The sequence below is a fragment of the Ensifer sp. GW823-FHT05D09 genome, from assembly GCF_058795755.1.
The window spans coordinates 828,368-848,789 of the sequence record NZ_JBXAIA010000001.1 but is presented as its reverse complement, the minus strand read 5'-3'; the positions used below and the strand labels follow the sequence as shown (position 1 = coordinate 848,789).

General features: G+C 62.5%; 20 protein-coding genes. 7 read left to right on the top strand and 13 right to left on the bottom strand.

The annotated features are described in order from the left end of the window. Positions 1–9: 9 nt before the first annotated feature. The 4 genes from glyS to AC1Q80_RS04145 form a co-directional block, all read right to left on the bottom strand. Complete coding sequence (gene glyS / locus AC1Q80_RS04160) at positions 10–2,175, bottom strand: glycine--tRNA ligase subunit beta (protein WP_492359692.1); 2,166 nt, start codon at positions 2,173–2,175, stop codon at positions 10–12. Between the two features lie 113 nt (positions 2,176–2,288). Then, a complete protein-coding gene (locus tag AC1Q80_RS04155) occupies positions 2,289–4,229 on the bottom strand; it encodes a DUF2207 domain-containing protein (protein WP_492359691.1) in 1,941 nt (646 codons plus the stop codon). A gap of 107 nt (positions 4,230–4,336) precedes the next feature. Next, the gene (locus tag AC1Q80_RS04150) at positions 4,337–5,605 is read right to left on the bottom strand and encodes a 3-phosphoshikimate 1-carboxyvinyltransferase (protein ID WP_492359690.1); all 1,269 of its coding nucleotides are present in this window, start codon (positions 5,603–5,605) and stop codon (positions 4,337–4,339) included. A gap of 87 nt (positions 5,606–5,692) precedes the next feature. Next, positions 5,693–6,241 carry a LemA family protein gene (locus tag AC1Q80_RS04145; protein ID WP_077504170.1) on the bottom strand — a complete coding sequence of 183 codons (549 nt, stop codon included), beginning with the start codon at positions 6,239–6,241 and terminating at the stop codon, positions 5,693–5,695. 354 nt (positions 6,242–6,595) lie between these two features. Between AC1Q80_RS04145 and AC1Q80_RS04140 the strand changes: the two genes are divergently transcribed. Further along, on the top strand, positions 6,596–6,799 hold the full coding sequence (locus AC1Q80_RS04140) for a hypothetical protein (protein WP_492359689.1): 204 nt from the start codon (positions 6,596–6,598) through the stop codon (positions 6,797–6,799). Positions 6,800–6,801: 2 nt separating this feature from the next. Here the strand turns inward: AC1Q80_RS04140 and AC1Q80_RS04135 are convergent, their stop codons facing one another. The 6 genes from AC1Q80_RS04135 to AC1Q80_RS04110 all read right to left on the bottom strand — a co-directional run bounded on the left by AC1Q80_RS04135 (position 6,802) and on the right by AC1Q80_RS04110 (position 10,746). Then, the gene (locus AC1Q80_RS04135) at positions 6,802–7,350 is read right to left on the bottom strand and encodes an AAA family ATPase (protein ID WP_492359688.1); all 549 of its coding nucleotides are present in this window, start codon (positions 7,348–7,350) and stop codon (positions 6,802–6,804) included. Then, positions 7,347–8,309, bottom strand: coding sequence for a glycine--tRNA ligase subunit alpha (locus tag AC1Q80_RS04130; protein WP_173419174.1), 963 nt, complete (start codon positions 8,307–8,309; stop codon positions 7,347–7,349). The genes AC1Q80_RS04135 and AC1Q80_RS04130 overlap by 4 nt, the downstream gene beginning before the upstream one ends. A 110-nt stretch (positions 8,310–8,419) precedes the next feature. Continuing rightward, positions 8,420–8,611 carry a membrane protein gene (locus AC1Q80_RS04125; protein WP_025426113.1) on the bottom strand — a complete coding sequence of 64 codons (192 nt, stop codon included), beginning with the start codon at positions 8,609–8,611 and terminating at the stop codon, positions 8,420–8,422. A 141-nt stretch (positions 8,612–8,752) separates the two neighbouring features. Continuing rightward, a complete protein-coding gene (locus AC1Q80_RS04120) occupies positions 8,753–9,619 on the bottom strand; it encodes a S49 family peptidase (protein WP_492359687.1) in 867 nt (288 codons plus the stop codon). Positions 9,620–9,695: 76 nt separating this feature from the next. Next, positions 9,696–10,487, bottom strand: a complete 792-nt coding sequence (locus tag AC1Q80_RS04115) for a tRNA1(Val) (adenine(37)-N6)-methyltransferase (protein WP_492359686.1) — start codon at positions 10,485–10,487, stop codon at positions 9,696–9,698. A 37-nt stretch (positions 10,488–10,524) separates the two neighbouring features. Further along, positions 10,525–10,746: a putative signal transducing protein gene (locus AC1Q80_RS04110; RefSeq protein ID WP_025426110.1), complete on the bottom strand. Its 222-nt coding sequence runs from the start codon at positions 10,744–10,746 to the stop codon at positions 10,525–10,527. Positions 10,747–10,854: 108 nt separating this feature from the next. Between AC1Q80_RS04110 and AC1Q80_RS04105 the strand changes: the two genes are divergently transcribed. From AC1Q80_RS04105 to moaB, 4 genes are all read left to right on the top strand, one after another. Next, the gene (locus AC1Q80_RS04105; RefSeq protein ID WP_492359863.1) at positions 10,855–11,871 is read left to right on the top strand and encodes a polyprenyl synthetase family protein; all 1,017 of its coding nucleotides are present in this window, start codon (positions 10,855–10,857) and stop codon (positions 11,869–11,871) included. A 163-nt stretch (positions 11,872–12,034) separates the two neighbouring features. After that, positions 12,035–13,867: a tetratricopeptide repeat protein gene (locus AC1Q80_RS04100; RefSeq protein ID WP_492359685.1), complete on the top strand. Its 1,833-nt coding sequence runs from the start codon at positions 12,035–12,037 to the stop codon at positions 13,865–13,867. Positions 13,868–13,874: 7 nt separating this feature from the next. Next, positions 13,875–14,786: a 4-(cytidine 5'-diphospho)-2-C-methyl-D-erythritol kinase gene (locus AC1Q80_RS04095; protein ID WP_492359684.1), complete on the top strand. Its 912-nt coding sequence runs from the start codon at positions 13,875–13,877 to the stop codon at positions 14,784–14,786. Between the two features lies 1 nt (position 14,787). Then, complete coding sequence (gene moaB / locus AC1Q80_RS04090) at positions 14,788–15,330, top strand: molybdenum cofactor biosynthesis protein B (protein ID WP_173419169.1); 543 nt, start codon at positions 14,788–14,790, stop codon at positions 15,328–15,330. Positions 15,331–15,782: 452 nt separating this feature from the next. Here the strand turns inward: moaB and AC1Q80_RS04085 are convergent, their stop codons facing one another. After that, positions 15,783–16,310, bottom strand: coding sequence for a glycosyltransferase family protein (locus AC1Q80_RS04085; RefSeq protein ID WP_173419168.1), 528 nt, complete (start codon positions 16,308–16,310; stop codon positions 15,783–15,785). Between the two features lie 198 nt (positions 16,311–16,508). Between AC1Q80_RS04085 and AC1Q80_RS04080 the strand changes: the two genes are divergently transcribed. Together AC1Q80_RS04080 and rnhB are read left to right on the top strand one after the other, a co-directional pair. Further along, positions 16,509–17,666, top strand: a complete 1,158-nt coding sequence (locus AC1Q80_RS04080; RefSeq protein WP_173419167.1) for a PA0069 family radical SAM protein — start codon at positions 16,509–16,511, stop codon at positions 17,664–17,666. 355 nt (positions 17,667–18,021) lie between these two features. Further along, positions 18,022–18,672 (top strand): ribonuclease HII, encoded by a 651-nt coding sequence (gene rnhB, locus AC1Q80_RS04075; RefSeq protein ID WP_173419166.1) that lies wholly within the window; start codon positions 18,022–18,024, stop codon positions 18,670–18,672. 580 nt (positions 18,673–19,252) lie between these two features. On the opposite strand, the gene AC1Q80_RS04070 is transcribed toward rnhB, so the two are convergent. Both AC1Q80_RS04070 and AC1Q80_RS04065 read right to left on the bottom strand, forming a co-directional pair. Continuing rightward, on the bottom strand, positions 19,253–19,738 hold the full coding sequence (locus tag AC1Q80_RS04070; RefSeq protein WP_112808705.1) for a F0F1 ATP synthase subunit B: 486 nt from the start codon (positions 19,736–19,738) through the stop codon (positions 19,253–19,255). Positions 19,739–19,751: 13 nt separating this feature from the next. After that, entirely contained in the window at positions 19,752–20,366 is a 615-nt protein-coding gene (locus AC1Q80_RS04065) for a F0F1 ATP synthase subunit B (RefSeq protein WP_173419165.1), read from the bottom strand. Positions 20,367–20,422 lie beyond the last annotated feature (56 nt).

Here is a 20,422-nt window from a genome sequence, read left to right as displayed (position 1 = left end):
CCCTCCCCGTCATCCCGCGATCTTGGAGAAGTCGGCAACCGTGCCGGTCGCCGAGCGGATCAGACCAAGCAGCGCCAGGCGGTTTGCCCGGATCGACACGTCATCGTCGTTGACGAGAACATCGTTGAAGAACTGGTCGACCGGCTCGCGCAGCTTCGACAGAGCCTGCATGGCCGAGCGGAAGTCTTCCTTGGCGATCGCATCGCGGGCTTCGCCGGAGCCGAGCTGGACTGCGGAATGCAGCGCCTTTTCGGCATCGAGGCGGAAGAGGCCGGCATCAACTGCGTCGGCAACCGCCGTGCCCTTCTTCTCTTCGGCGGCCAAGATCTGTGTGGCCCGCTTCGTGCCGGCCAGCAGGTTCTTGCCCTCTTCGTCAGTGATGAAGGCGGTCAGCGCCTCGACGCGGCGGGCGATCATCAGCAGATCGTCGGCATCCGGCGTCAGCACCGCATCGATCAGGTCGTGACGGGCGCCGAGATCGCGCAGATAGACCTTGAGGCGATCGTGGAAGAAGGAGAGCAGGTCCGCCGACACATCGTTCGCCAGCGCCGGCTTCTGAGCCCTGAGCGCTGTCAGCGCGATCTCAAGGAACGGCACGAGCGGCAGGCGGGCCTTGCCTTCGAGGATCAGACGAATGACGCCGAGAGCGGCGCGCCGCAGGGCGTAGGGATCCTTGGAGCCGGTTGGCTTTTCGTCGATCGCCCAGAAGCCGACGAGAGTGTCGAGCTTGTCGGCAAGCGCAACGGTGACTGCGACAGCATCGGTTGGCGCGCGATCCGAGGGACCATTCGGCTTCCAGTGATCTTCGATCGCCGTGGCGACAGAGCCGTCTTCACCCTGGAGCAGCGCATATTTGCGGCCCATGATGCCCTGGAGTTCGGGAAACTCCCCGACGGCCTCGGTGCGCAGATCGGCCTTTGCCAGCACCACGGCACGGTCGACCAGCGTGGCGTCGGCGCCGGTCACCTTGGCGAGTTCTGCGGCAAGCGCACGGATACGGGCGACACGTTCGCCCTGCGTGCCGAGCTTGGCATGGAAGGTCACGTTCAGCGCGTCGAGTTTCGCCATGCGCTGGTCGAGCGGCTTGCCGAGATCGAGGCCAAACTTTTCGGCCGACGGTTTCAAGGTCTCCAGATCCGGCAGGCTGCCCTGGTCGCGGTGCCAGAAGTGGGCGGCGTCCGACAGGCGGGCGCGCACGACCTTGCCGTTGCCGTGCACGATCTCCTTGCCACCGTCCTTCGCCTCAATATTTGAGACGAGGATGAACTTGTTGGACAGCGTCTCGGCACCCGGCGCACGGGTCACGAAACACTTCTGGTTGGTCTTGATCGTCAGACGGATGATTTCCGAGGGGATTTCGAGATAGCTCTCTTCAAAGCTTCCCATCAGAACCTGCGGCCACTCGACGAGGCCCGAGACCTCTTCGAGCAGACCTTCATCCTCAACGAGTTCGAGGCCGTTGGCGAAAGCTACATTGTGCGCGTCGGCCAGGATCATCTGCTTGCGGCGCTCGCCGTCGAGCACGACCTTCGCGCGCTCCAGCTTCTCGGCATAGTCGGCAAAGCGGCGCACGGTGATCGCTTCGGGCGCATGGAAGCGATGGCCATAGGTGATGTTGGAGGCGACGATGCCGTCGACCTCGAAGGGGATCACATGGGTTTCGTCGGTTTCCGAGCCGAAGGTGCAGACGATCGACTGTAGCGGACGCACCCAGCGAAGGGCGCCCGGCCTGGCCGAGGCGGCACCGGAGCGCATCGGCTTTGGCCAGGGAAAGTTGCGGATAATGTCCGGCATCGCCTCGGCGACGATCTCTTCGGCAGGACGGCCCGGCTTGACGATGTGGGCGACGTAGAAATCACCCTTCTTCGGATCGCTATGGACATGCGCCTCGCTGATCGAAGACAGGCCGGCGCCACGCAGGAAGCCTTCGATCGCCTTTTCGTTGGCGTCGGTGCGCGGGCCCTTGCGGTCCTCGCGCACATCGGCGGAACGGGCGTTGAGGCCGCGGATATCGAGCGTCAGCCGGCGCGGCGTCCAGTATTCGCGCGCACCCTCATAGGTCAAACCCGCTTCGACCAGTGCGTCGGTCAAGAGCTTCTTGAGGTCGCCGGCCGCCTTGCGCTGCAGGCGGGCGGGAATTTCCTCGGAGCGGAGTTCGATAAGAAGATCGGGCATGGGAGATGACTTTTTCTGTTCCGGACGGTTGCCGCCGACTTAGCAAGCTCTGGTGAAAATGTCACCAAGCCCGACGATGAATTTGACCCGCAGCAAGGAGGATCGCGGCGAGATCACCAGCCACCGCCGCCACCACCGCCGCCGCCGCCACCGGAAAAGCCGCCGCCGGTGGAAAAGCTTGACGACGAGGATTTCGGCGGGGGCGGCAGAGAGGAGGTCATTGTGTCGGCCATCGAACCGGCAAAGCCGCCGATGCGATCGCCGAAAGAGGTCGAGCCGAAGCTATCGCCATGGTACCAGGTGGGCTGGTAGGCGGCGGCTGCAGCGGCGCCTGCGGCGGCTGCAAGCAGCCAGCGATCGAAGGTTTGCGTCCACGGCTTTTCAACCCCGAGGGCCACGGCATAGGGCAGCAGCGTCTCGAAATGCCGGGGCGACATTTCGGGTGCCCCTTGCATGTTCATCCGGTCTTTCTCGGCAAGCGTCATGTATTGCCGGAGGCCGTCGATGCCGTCCATCATCCGGGTGCCGAGCGGCGTCGGGGCCCCCATCAGGAAGAAGAACAGCACGTTGACCAGCACGATGCCGCCGATCGCAAACAGCAGCGGCAACTCGTCCGTCTCGGCGGCGGAATAGAACACCACCGCCAGAATGCTGGAAAAGATGGTGAAGGCGACGAAGCCGATGAAAGCGATCACCACGATCGACATGATGCGGCTCATCAGGCTCTTTTCGCGCTGCAAGGACTTGCCGAAGGAAACGGCGAGGATCGAAATGACAAAGGCGATGAAGACCGGGACGATCACCAGCGGGATGCTGTCCTCGCTCAAATCGCCGAACAGGAACACGGCAGCGATCGCCAGGATCGAGAGCACCACGCCAGCGACGATATAACCGGTGTTTTCCAGATAGTACTTGCCGCGATGCTCGCGCTCCATGGCATTGCGGAAGTCCGCGCCGGTCGCCTGCACCTTCGTGCCGTTGGCCCGGTCGATCTTCAGCTTGCCGCCGGCGGCATTGACGGCCTTCATCAGGCTCGCCTCGCCGGTCGGCAGCTTTTCGCTGCTGCCCTTGCCGGTTGCGGCAATGACGATGGCGCTCTTCAGGTCCTCAAGCACCACATGGCCCTTGACCGCAAGGCTGAGCGCCGACGCAGACAGCGCCGTCCAGCCCTCACCGGAAAAGCCCCTGTTGTCGATGTAGTTGACCAGCGCCGGCGAAATGCCTTCGGGCGCGTCCCAGCGCGGCACCATGACGCCGCGTGCCGGGTCCCGCCCCACCTTCAGCCAGGCGCGGCCGTAGTAGAGCGCCACCACCAGAAGACCCGCTGCGGCGATCAGAAGCGCCATATGATCGCGAATCCACCAGGCATTTTCCTTGCTGGAGGAAGGCTGCTCGATGCTGCCTTTCGGCATCTTGACCGCAATGGTCAGCCCCTCCTTCGGCTCCAGCCGCCGGGTGGTCGCAAAGAAAATCTCGCTGCCTTCCTCGGAAGCTCGCGCGTCCTTGCCGGTTGCGCCGTAGCCACCGGTGAACACGTCAAGCGCCTCGGGTCGCACACCCTCCGGCAGATTGACGGTGGCGCTCGCCTCATCGATCGGGAATGCCCATTCGGTGCCTGTCACGTTCCAGTAGAGTTCGTCGTGATCCTCGAAGAAGCGGATCTGCCGGCTGGTCTCATAGGTAAATTGGAACGTGTGATCGCCGTGGGGCAGAAATATCTCCGCCGAGCCGGTGTAGATACGGATGCCGCCCGAGATCGATTCAGTGCGGTAAGGCTCCTCCTCGCCGTCGCGCTCGACCGAAAGCAGCTTGAAATCCACCTTGCTGCGGCGACCCTTAGCGTCGGTAAAGGTCAACGGCAGGTCACGAAAGATCCCCCGCCGGATCTGGTTGCCTTCGGCATTGGCCGTGATCGTCTCCGTCACAGTCAGCGTGCCGTCCTTGGCGACATCGATCACCGAATGATAGGACGAGAACACTTCGTCCGCACGCCCGGCACCCGCCGTCGCCAGCAGGAACAACAACATGCCAAGCAGGGCGACGAAACGGGCCATACGGTCTCAGACCTTTCGATCGATCTTGAGGGACGATTTCATGGTTTTTCGCATTTCCTGACGGAAAACCGCTTCGCACCTTTCCCGAAAAGGCTTGAGGCGCGATATCAAGGACGGTCACCGGTGTAGGCGACGCCGAGCGATGCCAGCGCGTCCCAATAGGCCGGATAGGTCTTGGCGACGCAGCCGGGGTCCTCAATGGCAATGCCGTGGATCTTCAGCCCGGCAAGGGCGAAGCTCATGGCGATGCGATGGTCGGCAAACGTGTCGATCGACGCCGGCAACGTCTGTCCGGCCAGTCCCGGATCGGAAGAGACGATGAGATCGTCGCCCTCCTCGTGCGCCAATCCCGGGCGGATGGCGGTCAGGCCCAGCGACAGAGCGCGAACGCGGTCGCATTCCTTTACCCGTAGATTGGCAAGGCCGACGAAACGCACCGGTGTCTCGTTGAATGCGGCAAGAACCGCAATCGTCGGGATCGCGTCCTGCATCTGTGAGCCGTCGATGACGGCAGGAAGATGCGGGAACTGGGAGATGACGTCGTGGGCGCGGGCATCGGGCTGCGAAAAAACCGACGCCGGCACGCCGAGGTCGATGGCACCGCCCGTCAGCACTTCCGCCGCCCAGAGATAGGTCGCGGCCGATGCGTCCGGCTCGATAGCGAAATCGGCGGCGCGATAGCCCGTCGGCGCAACCTGCCAGACGGATGGGCTCAATTGCTCGACCTCGGCGCCGAAGGCGCGCATCGCCGCAACGGTCAGATCGATATAGCCACGCGCGCCGATCTCGTCGCCGGCAAGCTCGATGCGGACAGGGCCTTTGGCGCCGGGGGCCGCCATCAGCAGCGCCGACACGTATTGGCTGGAAAGGCCCGCGTCGATTTCGATACGGCCGGCAGGGAAACCGCCCTTGCCGTTGACGGTGACCGGCGGGCAACCTGTTTCCGACGTCACCTCGACGCCAAGCGTACGGAGCGCGTCGACAAGCGGCTTAATCGGACGCTTGCGCATGTGCTGGTCGCCGTCGACGACCACCGGGCCGTCGACGAGAGCGGCAGCCGCCGTCAGGAAGCGTGTCGCGGTTCCCGCATTGCCGAGGAACAGCGGTGCCGACGGCGATGCCAGCCGACCGTTTCCGGTGACGACGAATGTGGTGTCGTCCGGCTCATCGACTTGGACGCCCATCGCCCGCAGCGCATCGGCCATATAGCGCGTGTCGTCGCTCTTCAGCGCGCCGGTCAACCGGCTCGTGCCCTTGGCAAGACCCGCAAGAAGCAGCGCCCGATTGGTGATCGACTTCGAACCCGGCGGGCGGACGTGACCGCGCAGGGGATGGTCGGTCGGCAGGATGGTCAGCTTCTTCACGGTATCACTCATGCTTCGGTCTCTTGATGCAAATAACGCCGCGCTCTCGGCTTCGGCAGGTCTCATATCATCTGGTTGCGGTCTCGGGTAACGTCCCGATCAGAATTTAACTTGCGGCACCGCACGGTCCGCCTCGTTGGCGATCTCGAAATAGCCGGCCTTCACGAAGCGGAACGCGTTGGCGATGAGGTTCGACGGGAAGCTCTCGACCTTGACATTCAGATCGCGCGCCGCGCCGTTGTAATAGCGGCGAGACATCTGGATCTCGCCCTCGATGGTTTCCAGCGAGCGCTGCAGTTCGGCAAAATTCTCGTTGGCCTTCAGATCCGGATAGGCTTCGGCAAGAGCAAAGAGTTTTCCGAGTGCCTGCGACAGGGCCCCTTCGGCCGCCGCCCGTCCCTCGACATCGCCTGATGGCACGGCCTGGGCGCGATTGCGCATCGCGATGACTTCCTCAAGCGTCGACTTCTCGTGCGCGGCATAGCCCTTCACGGTCTCGATCAGGTTGGGGATGAGGTCGGCGCGCCGCTTCAGTTGCACATCGATGCCCGACCAGGCTTCCTCGGCGATCTGCCGCGCCTTGACGAGGCCGTTATAGACGAAAACCAGATACAGGATAACGGCAACGCCGATGGCCAGACCAATCATGGGACACCCTCCAAAAAAGCTCGGCAGAGATTACTGCATAAATTCTTAAATCGGAATCGATTTAGGCGCAAAATTATGCAGCAAGTTTAAAGCGTTACAGCGTCCTTGACCCGCCATGTTCCATGCGCGGCGCTGCAAGATCGGCTCTCCAGCTTCAAAGCTCTTTCTGCCGCATCCGGACGGAGAAAAACACCCCTCCCGAAATGCCGGCCGAAGGCGGTGAACGCTCTGTTCACAGCCGCGGCCCGTCCCAACGTCAAAACACATCGATTCCTGTTCCATCGGGAACGGCGAGGATCCGGATGATGGACGATAGTCGGGATATCGAATAACCCCGAAGACGAAGTGAAGACCATGAAAACGCTCGCAACCCTCACCAACCTAGTCGCCTTTTCGGCGCTGTTCGTTGCCTATGCGAGCGTCACCTCGATCGAAAGGCCCACAGGCGTCCGCCGCGCGCTGCAGACCTACTCCAGCCAGTCTCACGATGGCGCCTACCCCACACTTGAGCAGATAACGAAGAAGAGCGGATGCCCGCGCGATACCGCTGAAGCCTGACGTCAAGCCATCCGCGCCGCAATCTCGCTGGCGGCTTGCTCGGCACCGAGGCTGGTGACGTCGAGCTCGACCAGCTGATCGCTTTTTCCCTTCAACAGAACATGCCGGCGCCTAAGATCTATCAGCACCTGCGGATCCGTCAGCTTGTGCGCCTTGGCACGACCGGCACGCGTCAACCGCTTCAGATTTTCCTCCATCGAACAATCGAGAACGACCGCAACGAAACGGGCGCTGCGATCGGCAGCCAGTGTCGCATAATCGTCAAACGCCCGGCTGTCGAATGCATCATCCGACAGTGCATCGGTGAAGAGGAAGGATTGCGCGGCATCAGCCCTGCGCACGTGGTCGAGAACGGCCGTCCTGACCGTCGCCCGTAGCGACCGATAGAGCGGCGTGCCCCTCGCAAACAGCGCCTCGGCGGGATTGATCAGCGTGTGATTGTCGGCAAGCCTCGCGCCGAGATGGCCGGCGAGATGGCGCGCGATGGTGAGCTTCCCGGTGCCCGGCCAGCCATTGATATGAACGATGAGGCTGGCTGGCTCGGCGATCAAGCGGCGTCCCGGTTGAGGTTCGCGCCGCCGGCGTCGGTCAAGAGGAACGCCTCGCCGCAGGCCTTGGCGAGCGTGCGCACGCGCAGAATATAGCTCTGGCGCTCGGTCACCGAAATCACCCCGCGCGCATCGAGCAGGTTGAAGACGTGGCTCGCCTTGATGCACTGGTCATAGGCAGGGAATACGCACTTGTGCAGCTGGTTGTTGGTGCCGTCGTCAGGCGCGCCGGCGGCCAGCAACGCCTGGCATTCCGTTTCCGCGTCGATGAAGTGCTGGTGCAGCATGGCAGTGTTGGCGTACTCGAAATTGAAGCGGGAATATTCCTGTTCCGCCTGCAGGAAAACGTCGCCATAGCTGATCTTCTCGGCGCCTTCGCGGCCGTTGAAATTCAGATCATAGACGTTGTCGACACCCTGGACATACATCGCCAGACGCTCGAGACCATAGGTCAGCTCCCCGGAAACCGGCGAGCATTCGATGCCGCAGACCTGCTGGAAATAGGTGAACTGCGACACTTCCATGCCGTCGCACCAGCATTCCCAGCCGAGGCCCCAGGCGCCGAGCGTCGGGCTTTCCCAATCGTCCTCGACGAACCGGATGTCGTGCAAAAGCGGATCGAGGCCGATTGCCTCCAGCGAGCCGAGATAAAGCTCCTGCAGGTTGGACGGGTTCGGCTTCAGGATCACCTGATACTGATAGTAGTGTTGGAGACGGTTCGGGTTCTCGCCATAACGGCCGTCAGTCGGGCGACGCGAAGGCTGGACATAGGCCGCACGCCAGGGGCGGGGGCCGAGCGCACGCAGCGTCGTTGCCGGATGAAACGTGCCGGCGCCCACTTCCATGTCGTAGGGCTGCAGCACGGCGCAACCCTTGTCGGCCCAATAGTTGTGCAGCGTCAGGATCAGGGCCTGGAACGAGCGCTTGGGGTTCATGTGGTCGGGCAGCGAGGCGGTGGTCATGGGGAACGTCCGAATTCTTCATGAAATGAGAGCCGGACAGGTGCCACGCCGGGCGGCAGGGGTCAAGCGCTCAAGGCGACCTGCGTGCACGCAAAAGGGCGCGAAAAATCTCAGTCGTCTTCGCGCTTCAGCCTGTATTCACCGGTCTCGGGATCCTTGACGAGGGTTCCACTGGCGCCGGTCTGCTGCTCGCGGCGCGTCTGATCGCGTTGACGCGTCAGTTTCTGGGCGTCCGCGATGAACTTGCGATAACCGATCCATAGAACGAAGCCTGCGATCAGGAGCAGGATAAGCTGCGGCATTTTTCCTCCCTACTGCATATTCTCATCCTTAAATCGAGTTCGATCTAAGGATGAGAATATGCAGCCATTCAAAGTGCTACAGCGACCTTTGCGCGTCCCATCAGAAGCGCGGCGCTGCAGGCCCGTCGCGCCGGTCGCGGCTCAAAGCCCGAAACGCGCCCACAATGCCCTTTCCTCGACTGCTTCGGCAAGACCCGCCATGGCAGAAGCGGCGATCGGCGCGGCGATATCGGCGGAAATCGATGCGCCCGTTTGCCGACGCCCGAACAGACTGCGTGCCGGCTGGATCAGTTCGAGCCGTGCCTTTTCGCCGTAGCGCTTCTTCACCTCGCCGCGCAGATCGCCGAGACCGTCGATCAGGCCGAGTTCCAATCCGCGCCGACCGGTCCAGAACAGACCGGAAAAGACGTCGGGATGGTCGGCGAGCAATTGCCCGCGGCGGGCCTTCACCATCTGGATGAAGGTATCGTGGATATCGAGCTGCAGGCTTTTCAGGAACTCGATGTCGCGCTCCTTTTCAGGCTGGAACGGATCGAGCATGACCTTGTTTTCGCCGGCGGTATAGACCCGCCGCTCGACGCCGATCTTCTTCAACAGTTCCGGGAAGCCGAAACCGCCGGAAACGACGCCGATGGAACCGACGATCGAGGTCGGATCGGCAATGATCTCGTCACCGGCAAGCGCGATCATGTAACCGCCGGATGCGGCCACGTCCTCGACGAAGACGAGCACACGCTTCTTCTTTTCCTGGGCGAGATCGCGGATGCGCTGGTAGATCAGCCGCGACTGCACCGGCGAACCGCCGGGCGAGTTGATCGAAATAGCAACGGCCGGCGCTTCCTTCACCGCGAAGGCCTTCTCCAGCAAAGGCGCGGCAGAAGCAATATTGAGCGCCGGGCGAAACTGGCCGCCACCGGCCATGATGGCGCCGTGAAGCCGCACGACGGGGATCGCAACGCCATCCCGCCGAAAACGCTTCGGCATCAGCTTCTTGAAGAACCCAGCCATGTCAACTCCTGCAATACCAACACCTGTTCCTGCATGTATGCACTGGTCGCCCAAACGCAATGCCGCATACGGTAAATCAGCGGCGCCGATAGGCATCGCGCCCGTTGTTGAGGTCGTCGACATCTCTGGAAAAGCGATGTGCGCCCTCCTCGTGCACGATCAGCGGCGCCCGCAGCACCAGCCGCTTGCGGCTCTGCTTGATCGCGGTGACGAGGATGCGTACGGCGTTTTCACCGATGCGTGGATGCAGCGGCGTTATCTCGATGCCGCCGAAACGACGCCCGCAGGCGGCGATGATATCGGCGATCGATTCCGGCCGGGCGATCAGCGACAATTGCCCACCCGGCTTCGTGATCGCACCCGCCGTCTTGATCCAGACCTCGAAGAGGTCATCGCTCATCGCGTGCGCCTCAGCCTTCAGGCTATCAGGCGTGCGCCGGTCGGACGCATCGTTGAACGGCGGGTTCATGATCACGTGATCGAAGGCATCATCGGGCAAACCGGCGGCGCGGCGCGCCCGCCCGGCAAGCGAAACGTCGGCCTCGATCACCGAAACCCGCGCGGCGAAACGGCCGTTTTCCGGAAGCGCGAGGCTTCGGCGCGCGAACTCCGCCATGGTCGGGGAGCGCTCCACCAGAACCACGTCGGCCAGATCCAGCCGCGAGGCAACCGCCATGCCGGCGGCACCCGCACCCGCACCAAGATCGGCTACACGGCAGGCACGGTCGGAAGCGACCAACGAGGCGAGCATCATCGCATCCATGCCGGAACGATGGCCCTGCCCCAGCGGCTGCACGACATGAAACCTGCCGCGGTGGAACGCGTCGACGGTCTCGGACTCGACAAGTGTAACAGGTCCTTCACTCATGGCCGGCCATTACCGCCAGGTGTCAACGAACCGGCAATCATGCCCGCAACTCCGCTTCCAACCCCGCTTCGACGAGAATGCGGCGCGCGGCATCGGCATCGTCGTCCGGCACCAGGAAACGGCGCGGCAGCAGGCCCAAGGACCCCTCCAGAATGCTCATGCCCTGATCGGCGATCAGGCTGTTAATACCGGCATCCTTCATCAGGCTCTCGGCAAAAGAGAGCAGAACGACGTCGTTGGTGCGGATCAATTCCTTCATCCAGCGGTTTTTCCTGTCCTATTTCAGCAAGCGGGACAATTCGCCTCTTGCCGCACGTGCCCCCCCTTCCTATTGTCGAAAGCGACAATGAAAACAGGAGTCCCGGTGTTGGGCGTAGTGATACCGCTGGAAGACAGCAAAAACAAACAGGCGTCCGTCAAGCCGCTCGTTGACCTGACATCTCCCGACATGGAACGCGTCAACCAGCTCATCCTGTCGAGGGCCGGCTCCGACGTCCAGATGATTCCCGAGGTTGCCAACCACCTGATCTCGTCGGGTGGCAAGCGCCTGCGACCGATGCTGACGCTCGCCTCCGCCGCCATGTTCGGCTACGAGGGCGACGCTCACGTCAAGCTCGCCACCAGCGTCGAGTTCATGCACACGGCAACACTGCTGCATGACGATGTCGTGGACGAAAGCGATCTGCGCCGCGGCAAGTCCACCGCCCGCACGATCTGGGGCAACCAGGCAAGCGTTCTTGTCGGCGATTTCCTGCTCGGCCAGGCCTTCCGCATGATGGTAGATGTCGGCTCGCTCGATGCGCTCGACGTGCTTTCGACCGCAGCCTCGGTGATCGCCGAGGGCGAAGTGCTGCAGCTTTCGGTCGCCAAGAACATGGAGACGACCGAAGACGACTATCTCCAGGTCATCCGCGCCAAGACCGCAGCGCTCTTTGCTGCGGCCGCCGAAGTCGGCCCGATCGTCGCCCAGACCAGCAAGTCCGACCGCAATGCGCTAAAATCCTACGGCATGAACCTCGGCCTCGCCTTCCAGCTCGTCGATGACGTGCTTGACTATGGCGGCTCGGCCAGCGACCTCGGCAAGAATGTCGGCGACGATTTCCGTGAAGGCAAGATCACCCTGCCGGTGATCCTGTCCTATCGCCGCGGTACGCCGGAGGATCGCGCCTTCTGGCGTGAGGCGATCGAAGGCGGCGACAGCAGCGATTCGAACCTCGAAAGGGCACTCGGCCTGATCAAACGTTATGGCGGCTTGAGCGATACCATCGCCCGCGCCCAGCACTACGGCACGATTGCACGCGATGCCTTGGCACCGCTCCCGGTTTCGCCGTGGAAATCGGCACTGGTCGAGGTCATCGACTTCTGCATCGACCGGGTGAGCTGACGCGACCTTCGGCCGAACCGGGACATACAAGAGGAATTTCTTGCCGCGTTGCGCCAAAAAAGCCATTCTGTTCCTCAAGAGTTGTGCCGGGCAACACGTGGCTGATTCCAGAACAACCCTCAGTCGTGCGCAAGGCCGAGAGATCGGCAATGAAAGGTTTGATATGCGGCAAAAGACGATCCTCCGCCTTCTGAGCGGCGCTGCACTGATGGCTCTTGCCACCGTCGGCGGCAGCTACCAGGCTTTCGCCGAGGAAAAGGCCGCCGTCGAGGAGACCGAGCCTTTCGACATCACGACCGTCAACACCTTTGCCGGCGCATTCCTTGCCGCCCGCACGGCAGATACGGACCGTGACTTTGCCGCGGCCAACGAACTTTACCGCATCGCCCTGCAGTTCGAGCCGAACAATAACGAAGTCAAGCAGCGCCTGATGATCACGCTGCTGATGGCCGGCAAGTTCGACGAGGGCGCCAAGATTGCCGAGCAGCTGAAGTCCGATCCGGCCGTCGAGCGCATCACCACCGTGATCCGGGCGATCGAGGCGATCCGCAAGCGCGAGTACCGCAACGCGCAGAAACTCCTCAACTACGAGGGGCCGAACGATCTCGACCGGCTGATGAACGGCCTGCTTTCCGCCTGGGCCAAATTCGGCCAGGGCAAGCCCAAGGAAGCGCTGGCGCAGGTCAACGGCCTTGAAGGGCCGGAGTGGTTCCGCGTGTTCAAGAACTACCACGCCGGCGCCATTGCGATCGCTTCCGGCGACAAGGACACCGCACGCGCCAAGCTCAACGACGCTATCCTCGATCGCGAAGGCGGCAGTGCGGCGCCCGACACGTTCATGCGTGCAGTCGAGGCCCTGGCGCGTTTCGAGGCGCGTGAAAAAAACAAGCAGAAGGCCCTGGACACGATCGCCGTCGGCGAGAACATGGTCAACAACTACACGCCACTCGAGGCGCTCAGGAAGAATATCGAGGCCGGCATACCGCAGGAGCAGCAGGTCAAGAACGCATCGCAGGGTGCGGCAGCCGTGCTCTTTTCCATCGGCGGCGCGCTCAACCGTGACGGCGCCGAAGACATCGTCTCGCTCTATCTCCAGACGGCCCGTCGTCTCGACCCGGAAAGTGCCGACATCCTGGTGATGCTGGCCGGCATCGCCGAAAACCTGAAGAAGCCGAAGGAAGCAATCGAACTTTACCAGAGCGTGCCCGAAGCCTCGCCGATGCGCAGGCTTTCCGAGCTGCAGCTCGGCCTCAGCCTTGCCAGCATCGGCAAGGTGGATGAAGCCAAAAAGCACCTGAAGGCGCTGATCGACGTCGATCCGAAGAACATCCGCAACTATCTCGCCTATGGCAGCGTGCTTTCCGATGCCAAGGATTACAAGGAGATGGGCGAGCTTTACGACCGGGCCGTTGACCAGATCGGACCCGTGCCGAAGCGCAGCGACTGGACCGTGTTCTTCCAGCGCGGCATCGCCTATGAGCGTCAGAAGCTTTGGGACAAGGCCGAGCCGAGCTTCCGCAAGGCGCTGGAGCTCAACCCGGACCAGCCGCAGGTGCTGAACTACCTCGGCTATTCCTGGGTCGACATGAACATCAACCTGGAAGAAGGGCTCGACATGATCCGCAAGGCGGTCGAGCTGAAGCCGGATGACGGATACATCGTCGATTCGCTCGGCTGGGCCTACTTCCGCATGAACCGCTTCGACGATGCGGTGGTCGAGCTTGAAAAGGCAGCCGAGCTGATGGCCGGCGATCCGACGATCAACGACCATCTCGGCGATGCCTATTGGCGCGTCGGTCGCAAGCTGGAAGCCGTGTTCCAATGGACGCAGACGCTTGAGCTGAAACCCGAGGAAGCCGAGATCCCGAAGATCAAGGCCAAGATCGAAAACGGTCTGCCGGCGCTGAAGGAAGAGGTTCCGGCCTCCGCCGACGCCAAGGAAACCGCGCCGAAGAAGGTCACCCCGGAAGCACCTGCACCGGACAAGAAGTCCTGATACCAGCATGCCTGAAGGCGAGATCGCGGGCTTCGCGTTAACACGGGCGGCGCCCGCCAAGATCAATCTGGCACTGCATGTCGTCGGCCAACGGGCCGACGGCCACCATCTCCTCGAAAGTCTCGTTACCTTTGCCGATCGGGGCGACCGCATCGGCCTCGCGCCGTCGAGCGAGGACCGGTTCACCCTCTCCGGGCCATTTGCCGCCGAACTTTCAGTGACGGGCGATGATCAAGGCGGCAATCTCGTGCTCAGGGCGCGGGACCTGCTGCGCCGGACGCTCGCATTAGAGGGCGTCGACACCACCCCGGTCCATATTCATCTCGAAAAGAACCTGCCGATTGCTTCGGGAATCGGTGGCGGATCCGCCGACGCGGCCGCAACACTGCGCGGATTGCTCGATCTTTGGCACGCCCGGATCGACCATCTGCTGCTCGCCACCTTGGCGCTCAAGCTTGGTGCCGACGTGCCGATGTGTCTCGACGGGCGGCCGCTTGTTGCCCGCGGCATCGGCGAGGAGATCACCCCCGTCCCGCAGCTTCCCGCTTTTCCGATCGTGCTGGTCAATCCCCTGGTCGCCGTCTCGACGCCGGTGATCTTCCGGACATTGGAGAAGAAGACCAACCCGCCGCTTGCCATGCCGGCCGGCCCCTTATCCGCCGCTGCCTGGCTTGCGGCCATGGCCACCATGCGCAACGACCTGGAGCCGCCGGCGCGCCTGTTGCAGCCTGTTATCGCCGACGTTTCCGGCGCGCTGGCAACGGCCGGCGCCGCGCTGGTTCGGATGTCCGGTTCGGGCGCCACCTGCTTCGGCTTGTTCGATAGCGACGAAAGCGCACAGCACGCTGCACACACTCTTTCTGCCGCCCACCCCGAATGGTACGTTCTCGCCGCAAGAACCGTGGGCAGAGGGAATTAGTATGGCCGGGATCAATGACAATCGCCCCTTCGTCCCCGTCGGCATCGCCATTCTGACAGTCTCCGACACGCGCACGCTGGCCGACGATAAATCCGGCGATACGCTTGAGGCGCGCGTCCGCGACGCCGGTCATCGTCTCGAAGCACGCACGATCGTGCCTGACGATCGCCAAAAGATCCGCGACCAGGTGGAAGCCTGGACACTTGACGACACGATCGACGTGGTGATCACGACAGGCGGAACCGGCTTTACCGGCCGCGACGTGACGCCCGAGGCGCTCGAGCCGCTGTTCGAGAAGCGGATGGATGGCTTCTCTGAAGTCTTTCACCGGATCTCCTACGAGAAGATCGGCACATCGACGATCCAGTCGCGCGCGACCGGCGGCGTCGCCAACGCCACCTTCATCTTCGTCCTGCCGGGTTCGCCAGGGGCCTGCAAGGACGCGTGGGACGGCATTCTCAAGCAGCAGCTCGACTATCGGCACATGCCGTGCAATTTCGTCGAGATCATGCCGCGGCTCGACGAGCATCTGAAACGGGGCTGAGCGGCCAAGTAATCGACAGCTGGCATGCTTTGAAAGATTCCGCGAGACGCGCGGCAATCGATGATCCTGGCCGCACCGTGCCCCAAGCCTGTTCCCTGGGGAACTGGCAAGCACCTGCCGGTCTGCTAAAGCTTCATCCGTCAGCCCACTTCGAAGGGTCGCAATGAGACCCGAGCAAATCCTTCGAACGGAGCAAAGACGAGCCCATCGCCGATGTCCCCCCGGCTAGGGGAAATCAAACATACGACGCGCGGCTCGCCCGGTCGCTCGGATACGAATTTGCTAGCAAGGATATTTGGTAGCCGCTTGGAGGTGCCGTCCGCAGGACTGGCACCTTTTTTGTTGGCGCCGAATATGCCCTGGAGCGCGTCGCGCTCTTTCAGATCCGCTTGGCGGACTTTACGATGTTGTTCTTTCGAATGTCGTTGCCGCAAACTTCAGCGCTACAGGCTTCAGGCATCCTGCCTGTTGTCGACGGCAACCCAGGCCGGCACCAACTCGGTTGCCAGCTTTCGAACGCTGCGGACGTTCGCCATCTCGCTCAGCTGCATCTTCCCGCGTGCGACCGCGAGAGCGTCGCCCTTGCGCACGAGGAAACCAGCCTCCAGCGGCTTCACCCGCCGCGCCAGGCGATGCAGCAGCGGCTTGCGATGCATCCGGGACGGCGAGAAACGGGCCGGTCCCTTGTGCAGGGACACGTATTCGACGAGTTCGTCCACCCAGCGCCCGATCGGCCGCGCGCCCGGCTCAAGCAGCATCAGCCATTCGCCACGTGCCGAACGCACGATTTCGCCCAGATCCCAATCGACGCAGAAGCGGCAGCCAGCGGCATCGGCTACACGCACCGAACCATCCTTGGAGCCGTAATCGAGGATGATGACATCGCTGACCAGGCCCTCCACGGCACCCGCCACGAGCACCGATAGCGTCTGCGCCAGTTCCGCCTCGTTGTCGCGTGTTTCCATGATGATCGTCAGCATAGCTGTTCCTACCGCATTGCAGCGTAAAATGCTACAACCCTATGGCATGACCGCTCTCGTCCTGCTCACGTTCCGCCCGATGGCTTTCGCTCCGAATTCAGGGTGCGTGATTTTTTGTTCTTGAATTGTTCCCGCTTTCGCGTTAGGAAAATAATCAGAACAAAACGGGATCAAACATCTGATCCCTCGGAGATTCCGATGAACGAGCTGTCTCAGATCAGGCAGGGTGCGCTTGCACCCGCCAACACGGCAGAGGTTGCCGAAGCTTTGATGAGCGGAACCGGTCTCAGGATCGAGGTTGATCGTCGCCGCGGACGAGGCGCCGGGCTGAACATGTCGGGCCGGTTCGAACAGCAGGCGCGCGAGGCTTTCGACGACGGCTGGGAGAGCCTGGAGGATCTGCCGCCCTTCAAGACAGAAGTGCAGGTGGAAAAGCCGCGTTCGGTCATCAGTCGCAACGATTCTCCCGATATCTCTTTCGACCGCTCGATCAACCCCTATCGCGGCTGCGAGCACGGATGCATCTATTGTTTTGCCCGCCCGACGCACGCCTTTATGGGGCTTTCGGCCGGACTTGATTTCGAGGCGAAGCTCTTCGCCAAGCCGGACGCCCCGCGCCTGCTGGAACGCGAACTCGCCCGCTCGGACTACAAGGTGCGGCCGATCGCGATCGGCACCAATACCGATCCCTATCAGCCAATCGAAAAGGAATGGCGGATCATGCGCCAGATCCTCGAAGTGCTGCAGGCGGCCAACCATCCTGTCATGATCGTGACGAAGTCGGCGATGGTGACGCGCGACATCGACCTGCTTGCCCCCATGGCTGAAAAGGGACTGGCGCGGGTCGGTATTTCGGTAACGACGCTCGACCGGAAGCTGGCGCGCACGATGGAGCCGCGCGCTTCGACGCCGACCAAGCGGCTTGAGGCGATACGCTCGCTCACTGAAGCCGGCATTCCGACCGGTGTCCTGGTCTCCCCGATCATCCCGGCCCTGAACGACCACGAGATAGAGCGAGTGCTGGAAGCTGCGCGGGCAGCAGGTGCGCTGGAGGCGACCTATGTGCTGTTGCGCCTGCCGCTTGAGGTCAGCCCGCTCTTTCGCGACTGGCTGTTGCGCAACTATCCAGACCGCTACCGGCATGTGATGTCGCTCATCCGCTCGATGCGCGGCGGCAAGGATTACGACGCCGAGTTCGGCAAGCGCATGAAGGGGGCCGGGCCCTATGCCTGGCAGATTGGCCGAAGGTTCGAACTTGCGGCCAAACGCCTCGGCCTCAACCTCAACCGCCGACAGCTGCGCGACGACATCTTCGTCCCGCCGCTTGGGACCGGCGTCCAGCTTTCGCTGCTCTAGCGGCAACAGGTCTTGCGTATGTCGCTGGGGACGGAGGTTCTTGGATTGAAGACGTCATGGAGTGGGAGGTGGGCCGGCAGCCCCGATGACCTCATTGGCCGACCGGACAAAGCCGCTGCAACCCCGCGCTTAGGTGTTAGGGCTTGCACCTTTTGATCAATGTCGAGCTGGGTGGCGCAGATGCCACCGACTCGGGCAAAGGCATGCGTGCCGCGTCATTGCCGGCGCGAGATGACTTTAGTGAATTCCGGCGTCTCCTTTGTGCCTCAGGATGACGCTGGCATACCCCCCGGCTGCTGCCGCACTCAGATCGGGGGACTTGAAGAGAATCGGTCGATCATGCGAGTTTCGCCGCATGTCACATCGCAGATCGACCGATTCTCCCCTTTTCCCGGATCTTCTCCTCGGACCTGATTTCAGCTTCGAACTGGCTGCCAGAAAGGAAGGCGCCTGGCCTGTCGCTGGCGCCGACGAAGCGGGACGCGGACCGCTTGCGGGCCCCGTAGTTGCGGCTGCCGTCATCCTGGATCCCGATGCGATCCCCGAAGGTCTGAACGACAGCAAGAAGCTGAGCGCAGCTCAGCGCGAAAAGCTGTTCGACGAGATCCTGGCAACCGCCACGGTTTCCATCGCCTCTTCCTCTGCCGCGACCATCGATACCATCGACATTCGCAAGGCGAGCCTTGAAGCGATGCGCCGCGCCGTCGACGGTCTGTCGCTTGCGGCCCGCTTCGTCCTGGTCGACGGCCGTGATGTGCCGCCCGGCCTTGGCTGTCACGCCAAGGCGGTGGTCAAGGGCGACGCCCGCTCGCTTTCGATCGCGGCAGCATCGATCGTCGCCAAGGTGACGCGCGACCGCATGATGGAACGTGCCGATGTCGCTCACCCCGGCTACGGCTTTGCGGTCCATGCCGGTTATGCAACAGTGGTGCATCGCAAGGCGATCGATGCCAAAGGCCCCTGCCCGCTGCATCGCATGAGCTTCCGCCCGCTGCGCAAGGATTGACGGCCGGCATCGCCGAAGCCCGGCGATCTGGACTGCCGCAGGTACCGGCCTACGGCGCGTAAGCGCTCGAAACCCGCTTGCAACTGTGCCCCAAACAAAGGACCAGACGAGCGTGGGCTACAGCGCCTTGCCCAATTGTCCGCCGGAGATCTGGAGCGCGTCCCCTGCAGCCGGAGCGGCGGAGAGGCGCTAGCGTTCAGCACTTGCGCCTGCTCGGACGAAAAGCCGCTCCCGCACTCTCCTGGAGATTCCTGGAGCGCCGTGCGTTCGGAAGAAGGGCACCACGGATGCTCGAGCGCTTGTTTTTAGAGCATCTTGTCCGCTTCCGTGATGCCACTTGAAACCGGGATACCCCGGAGAAGCCGTTCAGCCGCGCATTTACCTTTAGCTTGTCGGCTGGTCACGCTCCATCGAGCCGACCTCAGGCGAACGCCTTATGCCGGAACCGGGCCCAAACCATAACCCTGGCCCTCCTGCGCCGCCTTCCAGCCCGAACTTTGCTTGCCACAACAATGTGGCCTCGAAAACGAAAAAGCCCCGCACGAGGCGGGGCTTTCAAATCGTAGCTTGCAGCCGAAGCTTAGTTCAGGCGCGACTTGACTTCGCCAAGTGCCTTCTTGAACAGTTCGTTCTGCGCACCAGCGTCGGCCTTGGCAGCAACAACCTTTTCGGCAGCGCTGATGGCCAGATCGACGGCAGCGGAGCGAACGGCGTTGATCGCGTCGCTTTCGGCCTGCTTGATCTTCTGCTCCGACAGCGCGGTCCGGCGGGCGACGAATTCTTCCGTCTTCTGCTTGGCTTCGGCGGTCAGCATTTCCGCTTCGCGCTGAGCGGCGGCAACGATGCCGGCCGCTTCCGCTTCGGCGTCCTTGCGCTTGCGCTGGTATTCGGCAACGAGAGCCTGGGCTTCTTCGCGCAGGCGCTTAGCTTCTGCCAGTTCATTGGTGATCTTGTCGGCGCGGGCGTCAAGCGCCTTGCCCATCATGCCTGGAACCTTGAGATAGGCAATCAGGACGAAGAACAGGATCAAGCCGACGAGGGCATAGAAGGTCGCATCAAGATGCATGGTTCAGTGCTCCTCAGTTACCCGATGCCTTGACGGCAGCGACGATCTCAGCCTTGGTGACGGTGCCACCGATGAGCTGCTTGACGACAGCGGTTGCAGTTTCCTCGGCGATTGCGCCGACGTCTGCAAGTGCCTTGGTCTTGATATCGGCGATACGGTCTTCCGCAGCGGCGATCTTCTTGGAAAGATCGGCCTCGACAGCGTTGCGGTCGGCGACAGCCTTGGACTTGGCGGCTTCACGCGCACCGTCGGCAATCTGATGACCCTTGGCCTTGGCGGTTGCCAATTCCTGCTCATAGGATGCGATGGCAGCGTCAGCTTCGCCCTTAAGGCGCGACGCTTCGTCGAGATCCTGAGCGATCCGGTCGTGACGGGTTTCCAGAATTCCGCCGATGCGCGGAATGATGACCTTCGACATCAGGAGATAGAAGAGGCCAAACGTGATCGCGAGCCAAAGCAGCTGCGATGCGAAATGGGTCGAATCAAAGGGCGGGAACACGCCGGAGCCAGCCTCGCCTTCGTGGGCCACACCCGTTTCGGTGTGCACCTCACCGGCCGCAGCGGCATCGTGTGCTTCGGCGCCTTCAGTGGTGGTTGACTGCTGGGCATAGGCCGCGGTCACAAACATGCTCACCTCCAGGTGCACTCAAGAATATGCGCGGCCGCGACCCTTTACGGGTCGCG

What these genes read in the sequence shown, in the direction of transcription:
- AC1Q80_RS04120 (WP_492359687.1), bottom strand. Translation starts at nt 9,619, where the DNA reads ATGGCTGGGTTCTTCAAGAAGCTGATGCCGAAGCGTTTTCGGCGGGAT.
- glyS (WP_492359692.1), bottom strand. Translation starts at nt 2,175, where the DNA reads ATGCCCGATCTTCTTATCGAACTCCGCTCCGAGGAAATTCCCGCCCGC.
- AC1Q80_RS04145 (WP_077504170.1), bottom strand. Translation starts at nt 6,241, where the DNA reads ATGATTGGTCTGGCCATCGGCGTTGCCGTTATCCTGTATCTGGTTTTC.
- AC1Q80_RS04150 (WP_492359690.1), bottom strand. Translation starts at nt 5,605, where the DNA reads ATGAGTGATACCGTGAAGAAGCTGACCATCCTGCCGACCGACCATCCC.
- AC1Q80_RS04155 (WP_492359691.1), bottom strand. Translation starts at nt 4,229, where the DNA reads ATGGCCCGTTTCGTCGCCCTGCTTGGCATGTTGTTGTTCCTGCTGGCG.
- AC1Q80_RS04125 (WP_025426113.1), bottom strand. Translation starts at nt 8,611, where the DNA reads ATGCCGCAGCTTATCCTGCTCCTGATCGCAGGCTTCGTTCTATGGATC.
- moaB (WP_173419169.1), top strand. Translation starts at nt 14,788, where the DNA reads ATGGCCGGGATCAATGACAATCGCCCCTTCGTCCCCGTCGGCATCGCC.
- AC1Q80_RS04140 (WP_492359689.1), top strand. Translation starts at nt 6,596, where the DNA reads ATGAAAACGCTCGCAACCCTCACCAACCTAGTCGCCTTTTCGGCGCTG.
- AC1Q80_RS04085 (WP_173419168.1), bottom strand. Translation starts at nt 16,310, where the DNA reads ATGCTGACGATCATCATGGAAACACGCGACAACGAGGCGGAACTGGCG.
- AC1Q80_RS04080 (WP_173419167.1), top strand. Translation starts at nt 16,509, where the DNA reads ATGAACGAGCTGTCTCAGATCAGGCAGGGTGCGCTTGCACCCGCCAAC.
- AC1Q80_RS04100 (WP_492359685.1), top strand. Translation starts at nt 12,035, where the DNA reads ATGCGGCAAAAGACGATCCTCCGCCTTCTGAGCGGCGCTGCACTGATG.
- AC1Q80_RS04065 (WP_173419165.1), bottom strand. Translation starts at nt 20,366, where the DNA reads ATGTTTGTGACCGCGGCCTATGCCCAGCAGTCAACCACCACTGAAGGC.
- AC1Q80_RS04130 (WP_173419174.1), bottom strand. Translation starts at nt 8,309, where the DNA reads ATGACCACCGCCTCGCTGCCCGACCACATGAACCCCAAGCGCTCGTTC.
- AC1Q80_RS04095 (WP_492359684.1), top strand. Translation starts at nt 13,875, where the DNA reads ATGCCTGAAGGCGAGATCGCGGGCTTCGCGTTAACACGGGCGGCGCCC.
- AC1Q80_RS04110 (WP_025426110.1), bottom strand. Translation starts at nt 10,746, where the DNA reads ATGAAGGAATTGATCCGCACCAACGACGTCGTTCTGCTCTCTTTTGCC.
- AC1Q80_RS04115 (WP_492359686.1), bottom strand. Translation starts at nt 10,487, where the DNA reads ATGAGTGAAGGACCTGTTACACTTGTCGAGTCCGAGACCGTCGACGCG.
- rnhB (WP_173419166.1), top strand. Translation starts at nt 18,022, where the DNA reads ATGTCACATCGCAGATCGACCGATTCTCCCCTTTTCCCGGATCTTCTC.
- AC1Q80_RS04070 (WP_112808705.1), bottom strand. Translation starts at nt 19,738, where the DNA reads ATGCATCTTGATGCGACCTTCTATGCCCTCGTCGGCTTGATCCTGTTC.